15 protein-coding genes are annotated in these 17,756 nt (G+C 42.8%); 1 reads left to right on the top strand and 14 read right to left on the bottom strand.

From position 1 onward, the window contains the following. Positions 1–44: 44 nt before the first annotated feature. The 6 genes from HFM85_RS08630 to HFM85_RS08605 form a co-directional block, all read right to left on the bottom strand. On the bottom strand, positions 45–668 hold the full coding sequence (locus HFM85_RS08630) for a GDSL-type esterase/lipase family protein (RefSeq protein WP_173737829.1): 624 nt from the start codon (positions 666–668) through the stop codon (positions 45–47). Positions 669–829: 161 nt separating this feature from the next. Further along, the gene (locus HFM85_RS08625; RefSeq protein ID WP_173737828.1) at positions 830–1,363 is read right to left on the bottom strand and encodes a DUF6465 family protein; all 534 of its coding nucleotides are present in this window, start codon (positions 1,361–1,363) and stop codon (positions 830–832) included. Between the two features lie 95 nt (positions 1,364–1,458). Continuing rightward, positions 1,459–4,914, bottom strand: coding sequence for a BspA family leucine-rich repeat surface protein (locus HFM85_RS08620; protein ID WP_173737827.1), 3,456 nt, complete (start codon positions 4,912–4,914; stop codon positions 1,459–1,461). Positions 4,915–4,992: 78 nt separating this feature from the next. After that, complete coding sequence (gene recG, locus HFM85_RS08615; protein WP_173737826.1) at positions 4,993–7,053, bottom strand: ATP-dependent DNA helicase RecG; 2,061 nt, start codon at positions 7,051–7,053, stop codon at positions 4,993–4,995. Positions 7,054–7,063: 10 nt separating this feature from the next. Continuing rightward, positions 7,064–8,683 carry a DAK2 domain-containing protein gene (locus HFM85_RS08610; RefSeq protein ID WP_179976579.1) on the bottom strand — a complete coding sequence of 540 codons (1,620 nt, stop codon included), beginning with the start codon at positions 8,681–8,683 and terminating at the stop codon, positions 7,064–7,066. Positions 8,684–8,742: 59 nt separating this feature from the next. Next, a complete protein-coding gene (locus HFM85_RS08605; RefSeq protein WP_119239989.1) occupies positions 8,743–9,102 on the bottom strand; it encodes an Asp23/Gls24 family envelope stress response protein in 360 nt (119 codons plus the stop codon). A 198-nt stretch (positions 9,103–9,300) separates the two neighbouring features. On the opposite strand from HFM85_RS08605, the gene rpmB reads away from it, so the two are divergent. Further along, positions 9,301–9,489 (top strand): 50S ribosomal protein L28, encoded by a 189-nt coding sequence (rpmB, locus tag HFM85_RS08600; RefSeq protein WP_015524898.1) that lies wholly within the window; start codon positions 9,301–9,303, stop codon positions 9,487–9,489. A gap of 302 nt (positions 9,490–9,791) precedes the next feature. Here the strand turns inward: rpmB and HFM85_RS08595 are convergent, their stop codons facing one another. From HFM85_RS08595 to HFM85_RS08560, 8 genes are all read right to left on the bottom strand, one after another. Further along, positions 9,792–10,160 carry a GerW family sporulation protein gene (locus HFM85_RS08595; protein ID WP_119239988.1) on the bottom strand — a complete coding sequence of 123 codons (369 nt, stop codon included), beginning with the start codon at positions 10,158–10,160 and terminating at the stop codon, positions 9,792–9,794. After that, complete coding sequence (locus tag HFM85_RS08590; RefSeq protein ID WP_243873843.1) at positions 10,144–11,340, bottom strand: DUF2953 domain-containing protein; 1,197 nt, start codon at positions 11,338–11,340, stop codon at positions 10,144–10,146. The genes HFM85_RS08595 and HFM85_RS08590 overlap by 17 nt, the downstream gene beginning before the upstream one ends. 4 nt (positions 11,341–11,344) lie before the next feature. Beyond that, a complete protein-coding gene (locus HFM85_RS08585; RefSeq protein WP_173737825.1) occupies positions 11,345–11,656 on the bottom strand; it encodes a hypothetical protein in 312 nt (103 codons plus the stop codon). A 67-nt stretch (positions 11,657–11,723) separates the two neighbouring features. After that, the gene (locus HFM85_RS08580; protein ID WP_173737824.1) at positions 11,724–12,179 is read right to left on the bottom strand and encodes an NUDIX hydrolase; all 456 of its coding nucleotides are present in this window, start codon (positions 12,177–12,179) and stop codon (positions 11,724–11,726) included. 108 nt (positions 12,180–12,287) lie between these two features. Beyond that, positions 12,288–13,781: a peptidoglycan D,D-transpeptidase FtsI family protein gene (locus HFM85_RS08575; RefSeq protein WP_173737823.1), complete on the bottom strand. Its 1,494-nt coding sequence runs from the start codon at positions 13,779–13,781 to the stop codon at positions 12,288–12,290. After that, the gene (locus HFM85_RS08570) at positions 13,684–15,063 is read right to left on the bottom strand and encodes an FtsW/RodA/SpoVE family cell cycle protein (protein WP_173737822.1); all 1,380 of its coding nucleotides are present in this window, start codon (positions 15,061–15,063) and stop codon (positions 13,684–13,686) included. The genes HFM85_RS08575 and HFM85_RS08570 overlap by 98 nt, the downstream gene beginning before the upstream one ends. Before the next feature lie 6 nt (positions 15,064–15,069). Continuing rightward, entirely contained in the window at positions 15,070–17,244 is a 2,175-nt protein-coding gene (locus HFM85_RS08565; protein WP_173737821.1) for a peptidase U32 family protein, read from the bottom strand. 69 nt (positions 17,245–17,313) lie between these two features. After that, positions 17,314–17,721, bottom strand: a complete 408-nt coding sequence (locus HFM85_RS08560) for a cell division protein ZapA (protein WP_119238804.1) — start codon at positions 17,719–17,721, stop codon at positions 17,314–17,316. Positions 17,722–17,756 lie beyond the last annotated feature (35 nt).

Here is a 17,756-nt window from a genome sequence, read left to right as displayed (position 1 = left end):
CTGTCGGACAACATCTTTTTTACTTTTTGTAAATACAAATACCTTTACAGCAATTCCTGTACTTTCCGGTATACGACCTCTGCAAATTCTTTATGTCCTGCTGCATTCAGATGTTCCTGATCTGCATCACAGCAATGTACATAGGGTGCCGCCGGAAGAAAACTGATGTGACGTACAGCTGCGATCTTTTCGTAAACGGACTGCAAATCCCTGGAAACGGTTACAGATTCTCTGGAAAATTCCTGGTCGTATCCTACCTGCCATACTTTTTCCCCAAGATAAATAGGAGATATAAGAAGGATTTTCGCTTTTGGTGCGTATTCCTGAATCTGATCCAGCAGTCTTGTGATTCCCTTTCCGATTACATCTGCTGATGCTCCGAAAACCGTTTTGCAGTCATTAGTTCCCAGCATCAGAGTGATCACATCCACCTGGGCATGTGTTTCAAGAAGCGTAGGAAGAAGTGCTGTCCCCTTTCTTCCGTCGCGGAGCGGATCTTCAAAAACCGTTGTTCTTCCGCACAGTCCTTCCTCGATCACACGATATTCTTCTTTATTCAGTTTTTCCTGGAGAAGGCTTGTCCAGCGGACTCCCCAAGGAAGTCTCTTCCTGCTCTCTCCGTCATAGCCCCATGTATTGGAATCTCCAAAGCATAATATCTGTTTCATTCTATTAATTCCCTATCTGTTTAGTATGTTTATTGGTTAAATGAATCATATCACGCTCTTTTTCATTGGTCAAATACACAAAAGAAATAGCCTGCTATAGTTCAACTCTATAGCAGGCTGTTTAATATACTCTTTAATCTACTGTTTGGTAAAAGCTCTGTTTACAGTCCGATAAAACCTGTAACATCTCCGTTGATCACGTAATGAGCTCCATTGTCTTCCGGTTTGATATAGATCTTAAGATCCTTCAGATCAGAAGCTTTCTTGCCCATATCCTCTGTCCAAATCTTTTTAATTCTATCTGCAACCTCGGAAGTATGTATTTCCTTGCCCCAGTACTGAACATATACTTCTGTAACTGGCTCAGTTTTCTTAGCTGTTGTCTTTCTTGTTGTTTTGGCTGCGGTTGTCTTAGCAGCTGTCTTGGTTGTTGTCTTAGCAGCTGTTTTTCTTGTTGTTGTCTTTTTAGCAGCTGTTTTCTTAACCGGCTCTTCTGCCTTTACCTCTGCTGCCTTCTTCTCTGCTGTTTTCTCAGCTGCTTTTGTCTCTACAGAAGCTTTTGCATCGTCTGTCTTCGGTGTCTCAGCCTTAACGGCTTTCTCTTCGGATGCGGTTACTACAGATTTTGCAGGAGTCTCGCTTACTGAAGCCGTTTTTACAGTTGTCTTAGTTGCAGCTTTCTTTGTTCTAGCCATGTTTATAGCCTCCTTACAAGGGATTTGTTAATCTTTTCTCATGCAATACAATACTACGATTTGGAAGTTTTGTAAAGAAAAGTTTCGAAAGTCCTTTAGTTAAGGCTGTAATTTACAGCATGTACACGATAAGTTACACTGCTTTTACTATATGTCCAGTTATGACGAAGCAGACAATTATGATGACGTCCGTCCCCATCCAGATTACACTCTATCACTTTAAATGAATCACTGTAAACTTCTGTAACAATAGCAGAATGTCCATCATTATTGATGCGCACATAGTCGCCTACCTGAACATTATTATCATATATTTTCTGAAGACCTGATACTCTCTGCCCTTCCCAGATATCATAGAATACTTTTCTTGCAAAACCATCACACTGGATAGCCCCGTCAAACTTATTGCAATCATATTCGCCATTACCTGGTATCGGATCAATTCCGCTCTGAGTTCCGTGATGTTTACACGGAACATCACTGATCGTATCCTGAAATCTTTCAGGAGCTCCGCTGCTGTCCAGATTATCTGTCAGATCTGAATAACTGTTTACAACATGGTTCCAAAATTTCCCATCAGGAAATTTGATTTTTTCATCTTCAATTCTCTGCTGCAGATTTTTCTTTTTGATAACAGTAAGATTAACAATTACCGGCTTCGCTGCATTATAAAACGTTGTACTTTTTGTAGTAACTGTGATCTGCACTTCTCTCTGAATATCGTTTTCTTGCCATTCCTTCAAAGTAACCGTTCCATCAGAAGCTACCGATGCAATAGCACTGTTGCTGCTGGAATAAACCAATGTTGCATTCTGATCTGCTTTTGCTCCGAGATTGAATGCTCCATCATAGATCTTACGTTCCTGCTGCTGTACACAGCTGACAGATGGAGTTCCTTTTACCGTAGTGATCGTCAGTTTCCTGGTTGCCGGAGCATAGGAAGAAGATTTCGCTGCAGTGATCTGGATTGTAACTTTTCCAAGCTTCTTTGCCTTTTTAAAGTTCAAATTACCTTTAGAATCCACAGAAACAATACTGGTATCTAAGGACTTATAAGTAAGCTTCCCACCTTCTGAAGGAACTTTGGCACCAAGAGATTTCATTGTAGTGGAATACGCTATTTTTGCCCCATTCTTTACAGTAGTGGTAATATTCTGTCTTTTCAGCACATTAATCTTAATTGCAATATTCTGTGCCTGATAATGTTTGGTCGCCGCAACTTTTACAGTAACTGTTGCCGCTCCCTCTCCATTAAGCATAATCTTGCTATTTTTTACAGATGCAATTTTTGCATTAGTGGTTGCATATGTCACTTTTGCAAATTCTTTTTTTCCTGAAACACTGATTTTGTAGGATTTGCCTTTGTCTGTATAAAGTTTTGTAATACTTCCTGGTGTAACTTTTACCGGCTGTTTTGCTTTGCTGATCTTATAAGTTATTTTTTTTGTACCTGTAAAATTGCCTTTTCCTGTGATCTGTAAGGTTGCTGTTCCAGGTTCTTTATTATTAAGATATTTATATGTATAATCTTTTTTATTCTGTAATGAGATCATTCCGGCCGCATTGGCTTTCGGCATATAAATAGAAAATGCGGGAGTTTTTGCCTGTCCATCCCAGGTGTAAATCGTTGTCTTCAAATTAACTTGAACTTTACCGTCAAGACTGCATGCTTTGATGGTAAAATATTTAGAAACAGAATCTTTGTAGCTTCCCTTTCCTGTGATTTTTGCAACAGCTTTTGTTCCCGTTTTTGTATTATTAGAATAAGTTACTGTATAATCTGTGCCGCTTTTTAATGTTGTATTTCCAAGTTTAACAGTTACACCTGGCTTCTGCGGACTTCCATTGTAAGTTGCGGTTTTTACAGTTACCTTTGCCCTTTTGATGCTCTTTCTAACTACTGGTTTTGAAGCAGCTGCCTTTAAAGTGATACTTTTACTGTTCGTTGGCATGGTCGTATATTTTTTGCCCGAGCTATCTGACATGGTAAATGGAAGTTCTATAGAGCACTTCAGGTTCGGAATCGTTTTCAGTGTTTTAAGATCATCCATATAGTACAGCATACATCTTGCATCATTGACGCTGGATGTATTAAACTTACTGAGGTTTAGAGATTCCAGGCTGCTGCAGGAATTAAACATATATCCCATCTTTACCACTTCAGAAGTATTGAAATGGCTCACGTCTACCGCTTTTAACGCATAACAGTGCGAAAACATTCCTTCCATAGATTTTACTTTTGATGTGTTAAATCCGGAAACATCCAGAGAAGTTATTTTTTCAAGCTCGCCAAACATGGAATTCATATCTACTACCTTGGATGTATCAAAATTTTTTATATTGAGGCTTGTTAAAGACTCATCTCCATAAAACATGAAATACATATTCTGTACATTAGAAGTATTGAAACTACTCAGATCCAGAGACTTGAGCATGCTCATATTACAGAACATTTTGCCCATATCTTCTACATTCGATGTATTAAAGTTTCGTACATTTAACTGTGTAAGGCCTTCGCACCTTTCGAACATACCGTTCATATATACAACATTTGCTGTATTGAAATTACTGATATTTAATTGTGTAAGGCTTTCGCAGCAATAAAACATCTCCTCCATAGTCGTAACATTCGCTGTATTAAATCTACTGACGTCCAGCTGTTTAAGATTCCGACATTCACAGAACATTCCGCTCATCCTTGTCACTCTGGAAGTATTAAAATTCCGGACATTCAGCTGTGTAAGGCTTTCACAGCCTAAAAACATGCTATTCATATCGTTAACTTTTGAAGTATCAAATTTACTGACATCCAGAGTTTTTAATTTACTGCAATTTCGGAACATTCCCTGCATATGAGATACATTTCCGGTTTTCAATGAACTAGTATCCAGCTGTGTAAGGCTTTCACATTCTGAGAACATAAAGGCCATGTCTGTCACCTTACTGAAATCACATTTTTTAAAAGTGATCCTGGTAAGATTCCTGCATCCCATAAACATAGCTCTTGTCTTTGTGATTCCGGAAATTTCAACTATGGCTGTTTTAATATCATTCTGCCATTTACTCCAGCCTCTTTCTGCATCCATATAATAATCTGAGGTATCATAGTCGCCGTTTCCTTTTAATGTAAGACATCCGGATGTATCAATTGACCAGGCAATATCTCCGGTGATTCCTCCATCCATCATGCTTGCGGAAGCACTTACAGCATCTTCTTCTCCATCAGAAAAGTCATCACTTTCTGCCATTTCTTCTGTTTCCGGTTCTTCCGAAAGATTTTCAGTGTCCTCCGAAATTTCTATATTATCCGCCTCTTCCGGCTCTTCTTCTAATTCCTGTTCTGTGCTATCAGGTAATTCTGCTGCTTCATCGTCTGCTGAGATTCCATCTTCAAAAATATCTTCCTCAGAAAAACTTTCCTCTGGACTGTCAGTCTCCTCATTTACATTTTCCTGGACTGTTTCCGGTTCTGTCTCTGAAGCCATGGTTATCCCTGCATTGCCAAAGATCATAGACCCTGATAAAACGACACACAGAAGTTTTTTGATCATTTTTCTCCTCATCCTGTTTTCTCCCTTTTTCTTTTTATACTAAAACGAAGTTCTGATTCTTCGCTTTGCTCCATCCAATCAGATCCCCAGATTTTCCAGATCTTCGCTCATATACCCCTTAAGCCGCTCTTTTAAAGCCTCATGCTGGGGCAGGCGAAGGTCAAAATCCAGTGCCAGGATCTCACCGGCTGCCTCACTTGCATTCTTCAGGATCCCCGCATCATTGTATATATCTCCGATCTTAAATTCCATCAGTCCGCTCTGACGGATGCCAAAAAGATCTCCCGGCCCACGGAGCTTCAGGTCTTCTCCAGCTATATAAAATCCGTCATTGGATTCATTGAGGATCTTCAAACGTTTGGAAGTATCTTCCTCATTATTTCCCTGGATAAAAATGCAGTAAGACTGGTATTCCCCACGCCCTACACGGCCGCGGAGCTGGTGAAGCTGAGCCAGACCGAAACGTTCTGCATTCTCCACCATCATAACTGTTGCATTGGGGACATTGACTCCAACCTCCACAACTGTTGTAGATACCAGCACCTGGATTTCTCCGGAAGCAAAGGCCTCCATGATCCTGTTCTTTTCTTTTGGCTTCATTTTGCCGTGAAGGATCTCTACTCTGATCTCGTCAGGCAGAACTTCCTGAAGCTTTCTGGCATAATCTGTGACATTCTCTGCATCCAGTCCTTCGCTTTCTTCCACCATTGGGCAGATCACATAAGCCTGTCTTCCCATCTGCACCTGTTTTTCGATAAAAGAATAAGCCTTGGGGCGATAGGCCGTTCCTACCACGCAGTTCTTAATAGGAAGCCTTTTTGCAGGGAGCTCATCAATAATGGAAATATCCAGATCTCCGTACAAAATGATCGCCAGTGTCCTGGGAATAGGCGTTGCGCTCATAACAAGAACGTGCGGTGGATTTCCTCTTGTTGTCAGTGCTTCCCTCTGGCGAACACCGAACCTGTGCTGCTCATCTGTGATCACAAGGCCAAGATTCTTATATTCCACTTTTTCCTGAATCAGAGCATGGGTTCCTATGATCACATTCACCTCTCCGGATGCGATTTTCTGATAGATTTCACGTTTCTGCCTGGCTGTGGTAGAACCTGTCAGAAGCACCGGATGGCAGGAAGTGAGATTCTGTTCTTCCATCAGTTTCAGAAAGCCTTCATAATGCTGATTGGCCAGAACCTCCGTAGGCACCATCAGCGCACTCTGAAATCCGTTCTCTGCCGAAAGTACCATGGATAAAAATGCAATCACGGTCTTACCACTTCCAACATCTCCCTGCACAAGCCTGGACATCAGTTTATGGCCGCTCAGATCCATCTCGATCTCATGCCATACATTCTTCTGGGCTCCGGTCAGATCATAGGGAAGTCCTTCTATGATCTCTTCTGTTGTCCACACCGGTTTCATTGGAAAAGTATTGGAAGCTTCTTCTGTTTTTTCTTTCAGCAGCTGCACTGCCAGTACAAACAGAAGAAATTCATCAAATACCAGGCGCTTCCTGGCTGTAAGAAGCTCCTGCATATTTTTAGGAAAATGAATAGTCCGAATCGCATAATTAGCATCTGCAAGCTGATATCGTTCCCGTAGTTCCTCCGGCAGATATTCTCCATGAAGAGGTCTTGTATCCAGAACCTGATGTACCAGCTTGGTGATTGCTTTGTTGGAAAGGCCTTTGGTCAAGCCGTATACAGGCTGCATGCTGTGAACGATCTCCGCATATGCTGCAGGGGTAAAAATCTCCGGATGTTCCATCTGGGGACGGCCTTTTTTTCTGGTGATCTTTCCACGAAGGATGAATACACTGCCTTTTTTAATCGTCCCTTTTAAATAAGGTGCATTGAACCAGGCAACCGGTAATCTGCCGCTAGCATCTGCCACAGTTGTTGTCAGGATCTGAAGATTTCTTACCTGGTTAATATAAATACTGGTGGCTACAGTGACGCGGATAGAGACTGTTTTCTCCTCCTCGGCAGATGCGATCTCCACAGGTTCCTCATATACATCATAAGTGCGCGGATAATAACGGAGAAGCTCATCCGCAGTCGTGATCCCGATCTTCTGGAAAAGCTTCTCTGTTTTTTCACCCACACCTTTTAATTCACGTAAAGGTGTCTTATCATTCATTTTTTTACTCTTATTCTACGGAAATCAGATAGTAGTAAATCGGCTGTCCACCCTGGTTCAGCTCAACCTCGCACTCCGGATACTTCTCAGTAAGCGCATCGGAAAGAGCTTCTGCATCTTCTTCAGATACATCCTCACCATAATATACACTGATGATCTCAGATTCCTCATCAATCATCTCTGCTACCATCTCCTCAGCTACCTGGAGACGTTCTTTTCCTACTGCAAGGATACCTGCATCACCGATTCCCATGATATCTCCCTCATGGATCTCCTTGTCGTCAATACGTGTATCACGAACCGCATAAGTAACCTGGCCTGTCTTTACTCTGGAGATCGCATCTGTCATGGAAGCAAGATTCTCCTCGCCGCCTTTCTCCGGAACAAAACTGATCATAGCGGAAATTCCCTGAGGAATAGTTTTGGTCGGCACTACAATGATCTCTTTATCCTCTGTAAGGTCTCTCGCCTGGTTAGCTGCAAGGATAATATTCTTATTATTCGGGAAAATATAAATTGTTTTTGCATTTACTTTATCAATAGCATTAAGCATGTCCTCTGTACTTGGATTCATGGTCTGGCCGCCCTCGATCAGATAATCTACACCAAGCTCACGGAAAATTCCGGAAAGACCCTCTCCTACAGATACGGAAATAAATCCGTAATCCTTCGGCGGCTCTTTCTCCTTCTCAGCCTGCTCTCTGGCAAGCTTCTCCGCATCTTTGATCAGCTTCTCCTGGTGCTCTTCACGCATGTTGTCGATCTTCATTCGGGAAAGCTGTCCGTATGTGAGTGCCCGCTCGAATGCCTGTCCAGGATGATTGGTGTGTACGTGTACTTTAACGATCTCGTCATCTGCTACCAGTACGATGGAATCACCAATGGAATCAAGAAATTCACGGAAACGGGTAATTTCTTCCTGCGGAAGTGTTTTCTCGAGAAGAATGATAAACTCTGTACAGTAACCAAACTTGATATCTGCCTCTGCCTGCGGAGAAATCTTAGTAATTTTGGGAGCAGCTGATGCCTCAAACTGGGAGTAATCTACTTCCTTTCCGTGATATCCGTCAATAGCTCCGCGGAATACTTCCAGAAGTCCCTGACCGCCTGAATCTACAACACCTGCCTCTTTCAGTACCGGAAGCATCTCCGGCGTTCTTGCAAGTGTCTCTTCGGCATGCTGGAAGATTCCGTCAAAGAATGAATTCAGATCCTCTGCCCCATCGGCAAGCTCGATAGCTTTATCTGCTGCAGCTCTGGCTACAGTCAGGATGGTTCCTTCCTTCGGCTTCATAACTGCCTTGTATGCAGTCTCAACACCTCGTTCCATAGCTGCGGCAATGGCTGGGGCATCCAGATCTGTCAGCTTACGTACTCCTCTTGTAAAGCCTCGAAGCAGCTGTGACAGGATAACACCTGAGTTACCTCTGGCACCACGAAGAGAACCGGAAGAAATTGCTTTCGCCAGAGTCTCCATATCCGGATTCTCAAGAGCTCCTACCTCGGAAGCGGCAGACATGATGGTAAGCGTCATGTTCGTTCCCGTATCCCCGTCAGGTACGGGAAACACATTCAATTCGTTGATCCATTCTTTCTTCGCTTCCAGGTTCTTGGCTCCGGCCAGAAACATCCTGGAAAGTATTTTAGCATCTATGGTTTTGTTATTCACCACAAGTTCCTCCTCTAAACCTAATCTATTGCACGTACGCCCTCAACCATGATGTTGATCTTCTCGATCTCCATTCCTGTAAAGGCTTCGACTTTATATTTCACATTGTTGACAAGATTATCTGCAATGGTGCTGATATTCACGCCATATGCCACAATAACATGAAAATTCAGCTGGATCTTGTTATCATCTGTAATCTTCACACTGATTCCATGTTTCAGACTGTCAATACGTAAAAGTTTAACCAGTCCGTCTTTCATGCTGATAGCTGCCATTCCGATAATGCCAAAGCACTCTACTGCCACACTGCCGGCATAAGTTGCAATGACATCCGTATCAATTACAATCTGGCCCAATCCGGAATTTATACGTCCATTCATATGGGTACCTCCATTGTTTCATTTAAAATTAGTATAATTATATAGATTCATTATACCCTTTTTTTGCCTGGAACACAACGCTTAATTTATTCTGTAAAAAACCTCTTTACAGAATTTTTTACAAATTTCCTTTTTTTGCTTGCAAAAGAGCAATTCATCTGTTAAAATGGTGACTGTTGATAAAAGGAGGTGCTATTCATGGCTAAATGTGCAATCTGCGATAAAGGAGCTCATTTCGGAAACAATGTGAGTCATTCCCATAGAAGATCCAACAAAATGTGGAAATCTAACGTTAAATCCGTCAGAGTAAAAACAACTGCCGGCGGAGCAAAGAAAATGTATGTATGTACTTCTTGTTTAAGATCCGGAAAAGTTGAAAGAGCGTAAGTAGTAGCGTATGCCCCCGTATTGTGCGGGGGCTGTTTTTTTGTATTTTTATTTGCAAAAAACGGGAAGCCTGCATACCGCACACTTCCCGTTCATCTGCAAAACATATGGTATCCGCATAGCAGACACACTACTGCTATGGAGATTACAATAAAATTCTCAGTAATAAGTATTCCTAACACCATTCCTACACCGATAAAAAACAGCATAAATCCGGTTAGCTTTCCCATTTCAGTCAGCCTGCTATCATTTACTTATTACAGTATATGCCTTAAAATCAATCTGAGTACCGTCAGCTGCTTCTATTCTTCCGTCTCATCCTCAGAATCTCCGCCTGCTCCCGGTACAAATCGATTCACAAAATCAGGAACCATATCCAGGACCTTGGTAAGTCCATCCTGATTCTTTACATTTACAAGCTTAGTCGTTCCATTCTGGATGACAAGTACTGCACACGGTGTCATCTTACCGGCAAGACCGCCTCCTCCGTTGTTCTTCTTGTCTCCTTCAAAAGCTCCGGCTCCCACACCGAAAGATACATCAACAAGAGGAAGAATGATGGTATCGCCTACATGAATGGCATCGCCTACAACTGTCTTGGCAGATACAAATCCATCCATTCCCTTAAATAATGAATTCACGGTATCCTTGAAATTATTCTCTTTCTCCATGATTTACCTCCTTATGTCTCCATCGGCGGATGACGTATTTAATATTTTTATTGAAATAAAGCTCTGCTGCCGTCTTAAGAAGCATCGCTCCGTAAATCCGGCCACTAAGCATGACCTCTCCCTCCAGAACATTCTCACTGTCAAAGAGAGGAGTCACTGCTATTGCATTCTTATGAAAAGGAATTGTCATGCCAAGAACTGCCAGCACGGTTCCCGTAACGGAAGGATCTTCACATCCAAATATGATCCTGCCTTTGATCCTGGTAGGAAAGATATGCCGTATCAGTTTCTTTGCATCTTTCCATACAAGAGAAAGTGCTTCTCTGGTACGGGGATGATCGATAAATTCCTTATACCAGTTAATGTTACCACAGAATTTTTTGATTGTTAATCTGAAATTCTGAATTTTTTGGAATATTTTAGATGGAATTCCCAAAAAGCTTTGTACCGCAGCCAGAATGCCAAGAACTGCTTTTTTTATTTTTCCCGCTATTTCAGAAATTAAGCTTATGATCTTGTTTTGAGAGTTCTGTTCTTCTGAAGAAAATTCCTTTTCTTCATCTTTCGCTATCTCTCTGATTTTCTCAAATTTCTGTGACTTCTGTGTCGGAATTTGCTCATTTTCTGTTGTTTCAGAAGTTTTATCTGCGTTTTCATTATCTTTATTCTGAAACTCACAGACTCCCTCAGTTGCTTCCTTCCTCGAATCACCCTCTATATCAGTACCTTCAAAATCCGCAGATATAATCTCAATCGGAACATTATCCGGTTCTTCAATAATCTTTACTTCCTGTTTCTGTTCTTCCCTGCTGTTTTCATGTTTCCGTAATTCGGACGGAACCCTCTTTTTCTCCTTTTTTTCAGCTGTATGAGCAGAAGATTTTTTCTTTTTTCTTTGGAAGACTCCTCTGAATTTCGAGAGCGGAATTCCCAAAATATAAAATTCCATCCCAGGACTTCCGTTTCGGAAAAAAGCTCTCACGGCAATTCCGTGAAACAGCCAGCTGACCTCCCCCGAAGCTTCCACCTCTTTAATTCCTGCACTCCGTTCTTTCGCAGCTTTTCCTTTATAGCGCACAGGACAGAACAGAAGCAACAGAAGGATCAGCAAGATCAGTCCTGCAAGGATCCCCAGAAGGATCAGTATCCATTTAATTATCAGCCATAATATATGCAGCATCTGTTCACCTGTTCTCCAGATATTCTCTTATTTTCAAATCACCTGTTTCCCTGAAGACCTCTTCAACGATCTCCTGCACCATTCGGATCGCTCCTTCTCTGCCATTGGCGATCCCCACAACAGGAGGGCAGATCATCCTGACAGTCCGCTGCATCAACTCTGCAGTAGAAAGGATCTCCAGAACATTTCCAGGATTATCTGACAATGTGACCACATAAACACCTGGAACAAATTTTCCCACAATAATCCTGGCTCTTGCCCGTCCAGGATTCTTAACGTCTTCCCCGACGTAATAATTTCGTATCCATTTCAGCATCCTGCAGTCACCTCCCTGTCAGTTAATGTCAAACAGGGCTGCGTAAATACACAGCCCTGCCCTGTTGCTAAAAATACTTCTGCTGTTTCGCCCAGATGCCTTCACTTCGCATCTCCAGATATTCCTGATAGGCCTGTTCCACAATATGCTTCTCGTTGGAAAAACGGAGAAGATGATAAATCTCATGAAACTTATAATATCCGGAATCTACAAAGTATTCCTCACGCTGGGGCTTGCTATGATAATTATCAGCTATCATGAGATACCAGTGTACCTCTTTCATTACCACGTCCTCCGGAACAGTGAAATTATACTGACTCTTACCAATATACTTCACAATGGAAGCTCTCACGCCTGCTTCTTCCTTTACTTCACGCAAAGCAGTCTGCTCATAAGTCTCTCCCTTTTCTACGGTTCCTTTGGGAAGCACCCATCCTTCATAACGGTTCCTGTAGGATTTATACAATGCCAGGATCTTACCCCGATGAATTACCACACCGCCACAGCTTGTTGCTTCTATCATATTGCAATCCTCCTGTAATGCGTGTGTCTTTTGCACTGGTTACAGTATACCTCTTTTTTGTCCGATAGGCAAGGGGCAAGAAACAGATACTATTTCAATTTCTTAAATTTAATCGAAATAATATGCATCAAATACATCTGCTGCAATTGGAACTGCTGCCTCGCTTCCTGTTCCACCGTTTTCTACAATTACTGCGATAGCAATATCCGGATCATCTACATTGGAATATCCCACAAACCAGGAATGGCTGGAACCGTTTTCATCAAACTCTGCAGAACCTGTTTTTCCGGCTACTGTGTAGCCGCGTCCATTCAGTGCAGATGCAGTACCGTTCTCTACCACATTCTTCATCAGTTTTCCAAGAATATTTGCCTCGTTGTTCGTCATCAGACGTTTATATTCAGATTTTTCCGTTTCCTTTATAGTATCTCCGGAATTATTCACGATCTTATCGATCATAGTCGGTTTCATCAGAACACCGTTATTTGCAATAGCGCTGGTGATCATAGCCATATGCATTGGAGAAACAAGAGTATTTCCCTGTCCAATAGAAGTCTGCATGACCAGTGGATTCGGCGAATTATTTTCCAGTGTAAATTTACTTGTTTTATAGGAATTCAATGGAAGGGCTTTATTAAAAAGCAGGTCTTCCGCTGTACTTCGAAGGGAACTTCCTCCCAGACCAAGCCCCATATCCGCAAATGCACAGTTACAGGAATGGGCAAATGCCGAATAGAAATCTTCCTGTCCATGAACAGTCCCATTGTAGCACCGGATCGTATGGTCATCCACAGTAATGCTTCCCTGGCAGAGATAGGAATATCCCTCCAATGAGCCTTTCTGCCTGAAATAATCAAGAGCTGTAACGATCTTGAACGTAGATCCGGGCGGATATGCGCCATTAGTTGCACGGTTCAGAAGGCTGCTGTTACTCTCATCATTTACCAACGTATCCCAGTTCTCAGCAATCGTATTCGGATCAAAGTCAGGCTTACTCACCATTGCAAGGATTCTTCCTGTTGACGGCTCCATCACAACAACAGCTCCTCTTCTGTCCCCCAGAGAATTATAGGCTGTTGTCTGCAGATCTGCATTAAGGCTGGAGATCACAGTATCTCCCTGATTCTTTTTCCCGGAAAACTCATTTTTCATCTGCTCCAGGAAGAATGAATGAGACGTCAGAAGCTGGAAATTCGCTTCTGATTCCAGCCCGCTCTTGCCATTGGTATCATAGCCTACTGCATGGGCAAAAATATTGGCATACGGATAATTTCTCTGCTCTGTACCGTCCTCTGACACATCGGTCTGAGCCAGGATTTCCCCATCTGAAGACTGGATATTTCCACGGACAACACGATCCGAAAAAGTATCCTGTCTGGTATTATATGGGCTGTTGATAAAATCATCGCTTTTTACTGCATCAAAATAAATAAGATAGCCGATCAGGCTGACAAAAATCAATATAAAGAACACCGATACAAAGGTAAACGGTCTGTTCTTTTTTCTACGGATTCTGGCGATATCCCGTTCTCTCAGGCGTCGCTCTCTTTCCTCTTCTTTCAATCGTTTCTTTTCGCTGCGTCTCAATTTCCTCGTCCTCATCTTCCCTCAGAATATACAGTCCCTGAATAATAGCCAGCATCAGGATGGTGCACATGACAGAACTTCCGCCGTAGCTTACCAGCGGCAGGGTAACACCTGTCATCGGAATAAACTTGGTCACTCCGCCGATAGTCAGGAATACCTGGAACGCATATTCTGTTCCAAGTCCCAGAGCGATCAGCTTATAAAACGGGTTGCGGATCTTCAATGCAATGGTAACGATCATAAGGAAAAAGCTGGTACACACCAGAATCAGGCAGATGGCAAAAATACCTCCCATTTCCTCACAGATCGCGCTGAATATAAAGTCATTTTTTACAACAGGGATCTTCTCAGGTGAACCCTGGCAGAGTCCCATTCCAAACCAGCCGCCGGTTCCGATGGCAAACAGCGACTGCACGATCTGATAGCCCTCATTCTGATAAACAGCCATAGGATCTCTCCATGCACTGACTCTCTGGCGTACATGGCCAAAAAGATGATAGGCGATCACTGCACCCACACATCCGCCGCCAAGCCCCAGAAACATATATCCCGGATTTCTGGTAGATACATAGATCAGTACAAGATAGGTGACAAAAAAGATCACTGCACTTCCAAGATCTCTGGAAAGAACCAGGATACCCACATGAAGCACTGCTACAATGGTCGCCAGCACTACTTTACGGAAATTCACTTTTCCGCAGAGCAGGGATGCCATAAAAAATACGAATGTAATCTTGATTACCTCGGAAGGCTGAATGCCCATAAGGGAAAGCTTGGCTCCATAACTTGTACTTGCAAGAACAAGAACTGCTGCAAGAAGAACAACACCAACGCCTGCATAAACCCATGTAAGATCCTTGAGAAATTTCATCTTCCGGATCATCACCGGGATCACCAGTGATACGGCACTTCCTGCTGCAACGATCAGAAGCTGCTTATTTGCAGAAGGAAGCGACAGACGGCAGAGCATGATAAAACCCACGCTCAGCAGCATGCACATATTGTTCAGAAGCAACAGCGATGCATCTTCATAAAAAATCCTGTACAGGATCTGAACTGCCGCAAAAAAGATCATCATCTCAATATAAAACAGGATGACCTTGAAATCCATGCTCTTAAGATAGATCACGAGAAAAGCTGTGAAATCTATAAAAAAGATCATGGTCAGCTGCTGATGGAGCAACTCCTTTTTTTCCTCCTCGTCCTGACGCCACACCATATAAAAACAGTGAAAGGTGTAGACGATCATCAGCGTGAGGATCACATACTTGGATAATTCTGTAATAACATTAATCATACACTTTTACTCGGCTCCTCTTTTAAAATGGCCTTTTGTATACCTGCGTCCGGAAGGTTTTGCATTTCCATGGTAAATACCCTTGAATTCCTCCAGTACTGCTCTTGCCTCTGATGGTTTCTCGATGGTAAAAGCAAGTCGCAGTGACTGTAATTTTAGTTTCTCTACGCGCTCCTTTTCCCCGGGAAGTCCATAGGGAATACTGTTATATATAATATTATAACAGTATTTCGCAGCTTCAGGACAGGCACTTTCCCACGGAGCACAGCAGCATTTCACTGAAAATTCGCTGTTGTACCGGTCTTTCAGATAGATAGTCTCGCATTTTCCTGTGCATCCGAACAGATTCTTACGTACACACTGGGCTGAGATCATCAGCGGAATATATCCATACAGATGAAGTTCGGAAGAACGATTATCCCTGTGCTTAAGTTCTCCCTCATTCAGTTCCAGAGGAATGGTATTCTTAAGAACGCCCTCTTCTCTCCAGAACGCCTCGGCTTCATCATTCCAGGTATACATGGAAGCATCCAGCACACATTTCTCTTTATATCCCAGTTCTTTCAGTGCTGCATAAGATTCCAGGCTGCGTACCAGAAAACCTCTCATTCCCTGATCAAGCCACTCCTTCGCATTTCGGATCCATACCTCTGGAATCTCTCCGCGATGGATATGCGGCGTAGAAAGATAAAGCTCCTTTCGCCCCGCAAGTTCCGGTGAAAAACATTTCTTCATGGTATCAAAAGAAAGATAAAAGCCTGTAATCCCCTCTTCTTCCAGAAGTACCTCTGCAACATCTGTCCTTTCACAGGAGACATACAGCGGAAGCTTCTCATTACAGGAATTCTTTTCTGTACAAACCGGAAGATTTTTTCCAGAGAAAGGTTGCTTTTCAGCAGGTTCTCTCCGTCTGGTTCCGATCATTTCTTCACGCAGCTGTTCCAGCGCAGCTCTGCGCACTTCATTGAGAACCTTTACAGGAACGAAAATCCTTCCATTGATCTCAATGTTAAGGCTTTCCCACTGAAATTCTGTATTTCCCAGTTTTTCCAGCTGCTGACGGATCCTCTGCTCTTCCATAGGCTGGTTCTTGGCAAACTGCACTTCACCGCCCATGGCAGTCACTGTTTTATCTCCACAGGTTATTTCCAGTATAACAGGACTTTCTGGAGAAAGTATTAAATTCCCATGAATTTTTTCTTTTATTTTTCTGATCTCCGGCTGGATATTGCCGGATTTCTTCTCATTGGCAAAAGCCATCATCTCAGGACCACGATACATATCGTAATATCCCCTGCAGGAACCGCCTCTGCTGAAAAGTTCCAGAAGATATTTCCTGTCTGTATCCTGCACGCGGTATTCTTTTCCGCTGAGATAAAGATCCAGATATTTTCTGTATACAGAGGTAACTCCTGCGGTATAACCAGGCTGCTTCATACGCCCCTCAATCTTCAGAGACATTACACCAGCCTCCAGTATATCCGGAAGAATATCCAGCGTACAGATATCCTTAAGACTTAAAGCACAGAAATCTTTGTCCCCTTTATATTTATGGTGATCACAAGTTGCGCTGTATGGAAGTCTGCAAGGCTGAGCGCAGCGACCTCTGTTTCCACTTCTTCCGCCAAAAATACTGCTCATAAGACACTGACCGGAATAGCTGTAACACAATGCCCCGTGGATAAAAGTCTCAATTTCCAGAGGACTGGCCTGATGCATGGCAGAAATTTCTTCCAGCGAAAGCTCTCTTGCAGGAACTACACGGGTAGCTCCTTTTTCTTCCAGAAATTTCATTCCCTCCGGACCAGTCACAGTCATCTGTGTGCTGGCATGGATATCAAGATCCGGGAAATTCCTGCGGATAAAAGAAAACACACCCAGATCCTGTACGATCACAGCATCGAGCCCTGCCTCATAATAAGGGGCCAGATACTCAAAAAGCTGTCCTTCCATCTCTCTGTTTTTTAAAAGTGTGTTCACTGTAAGATATAATTTACGATTATGGAGATGTGCTGTCTCAATAGCAGCAATCAGCTCCTCCTGGGTAAAATTCCTGGCATATGCCCTCGCTCCAAAAGCCGGACCGCCTACATATACAGCATCTGCGCCCGCACCTATCGCCGCCTCAAAACTCTCATAGGAGCCAGCTGGCGAAAGCAGCTCTGTTACTATCTTTTTCAAAGTATTCCCTCATCTCCTGTCTGTTAATCTGTAAAACAAAAGAGGATTACCGAAGCAATCCCCCCATTCTTATTTGAGCAATTCATCAAGCTCTTTCTCCAGTTCCTTAACCTTACCGTCCAGAAGATTCTTCTGGTCCTGAGCTTCCTGCTCTGCTTTCTTCGCCTCTTCAATCTGCATCTTCAATGAGATCAGCTCATGTTTCAGGTCATACATCTCCTGATCCTTCTGCTGCAGATCCTGCTCAAAGATCTCTGCCTGCTTCTTCGCCTTGAAGTAATCATCTGTAATATTCAAACTGAGAAGTGTATGCTTGGTTTCCATGGCCTGTCTGGAATATCCCGGCATCTGACTCAGTTCACCAATCTTATTATTCATATAGGCCGCAACCTTCTGGAAATACTCCTCAGACTCATATCCGCCCAGAGTAATGATCTTTCCGTCGATAACAACCTGTGCTGTATTCTTTACCGCCATTCGTAAAGCCTCCTGAATTCATCTGCTGCCTGTTC

The organism is Blautia schinkii, assembly GCF_013304825.1.
Classification (GTDB): domain Bacteria; phylum Bacillota; class Clostridia; order Lachnospirales; family Lachnospiraceae; genus Blautia_A; species Blautia_A schinkii_B.
The sequence above is the reverse complement of the archived record's forward strand: the minus strand, read 5'-3'. Positions and strand labels throughout refer to the sequence as shown.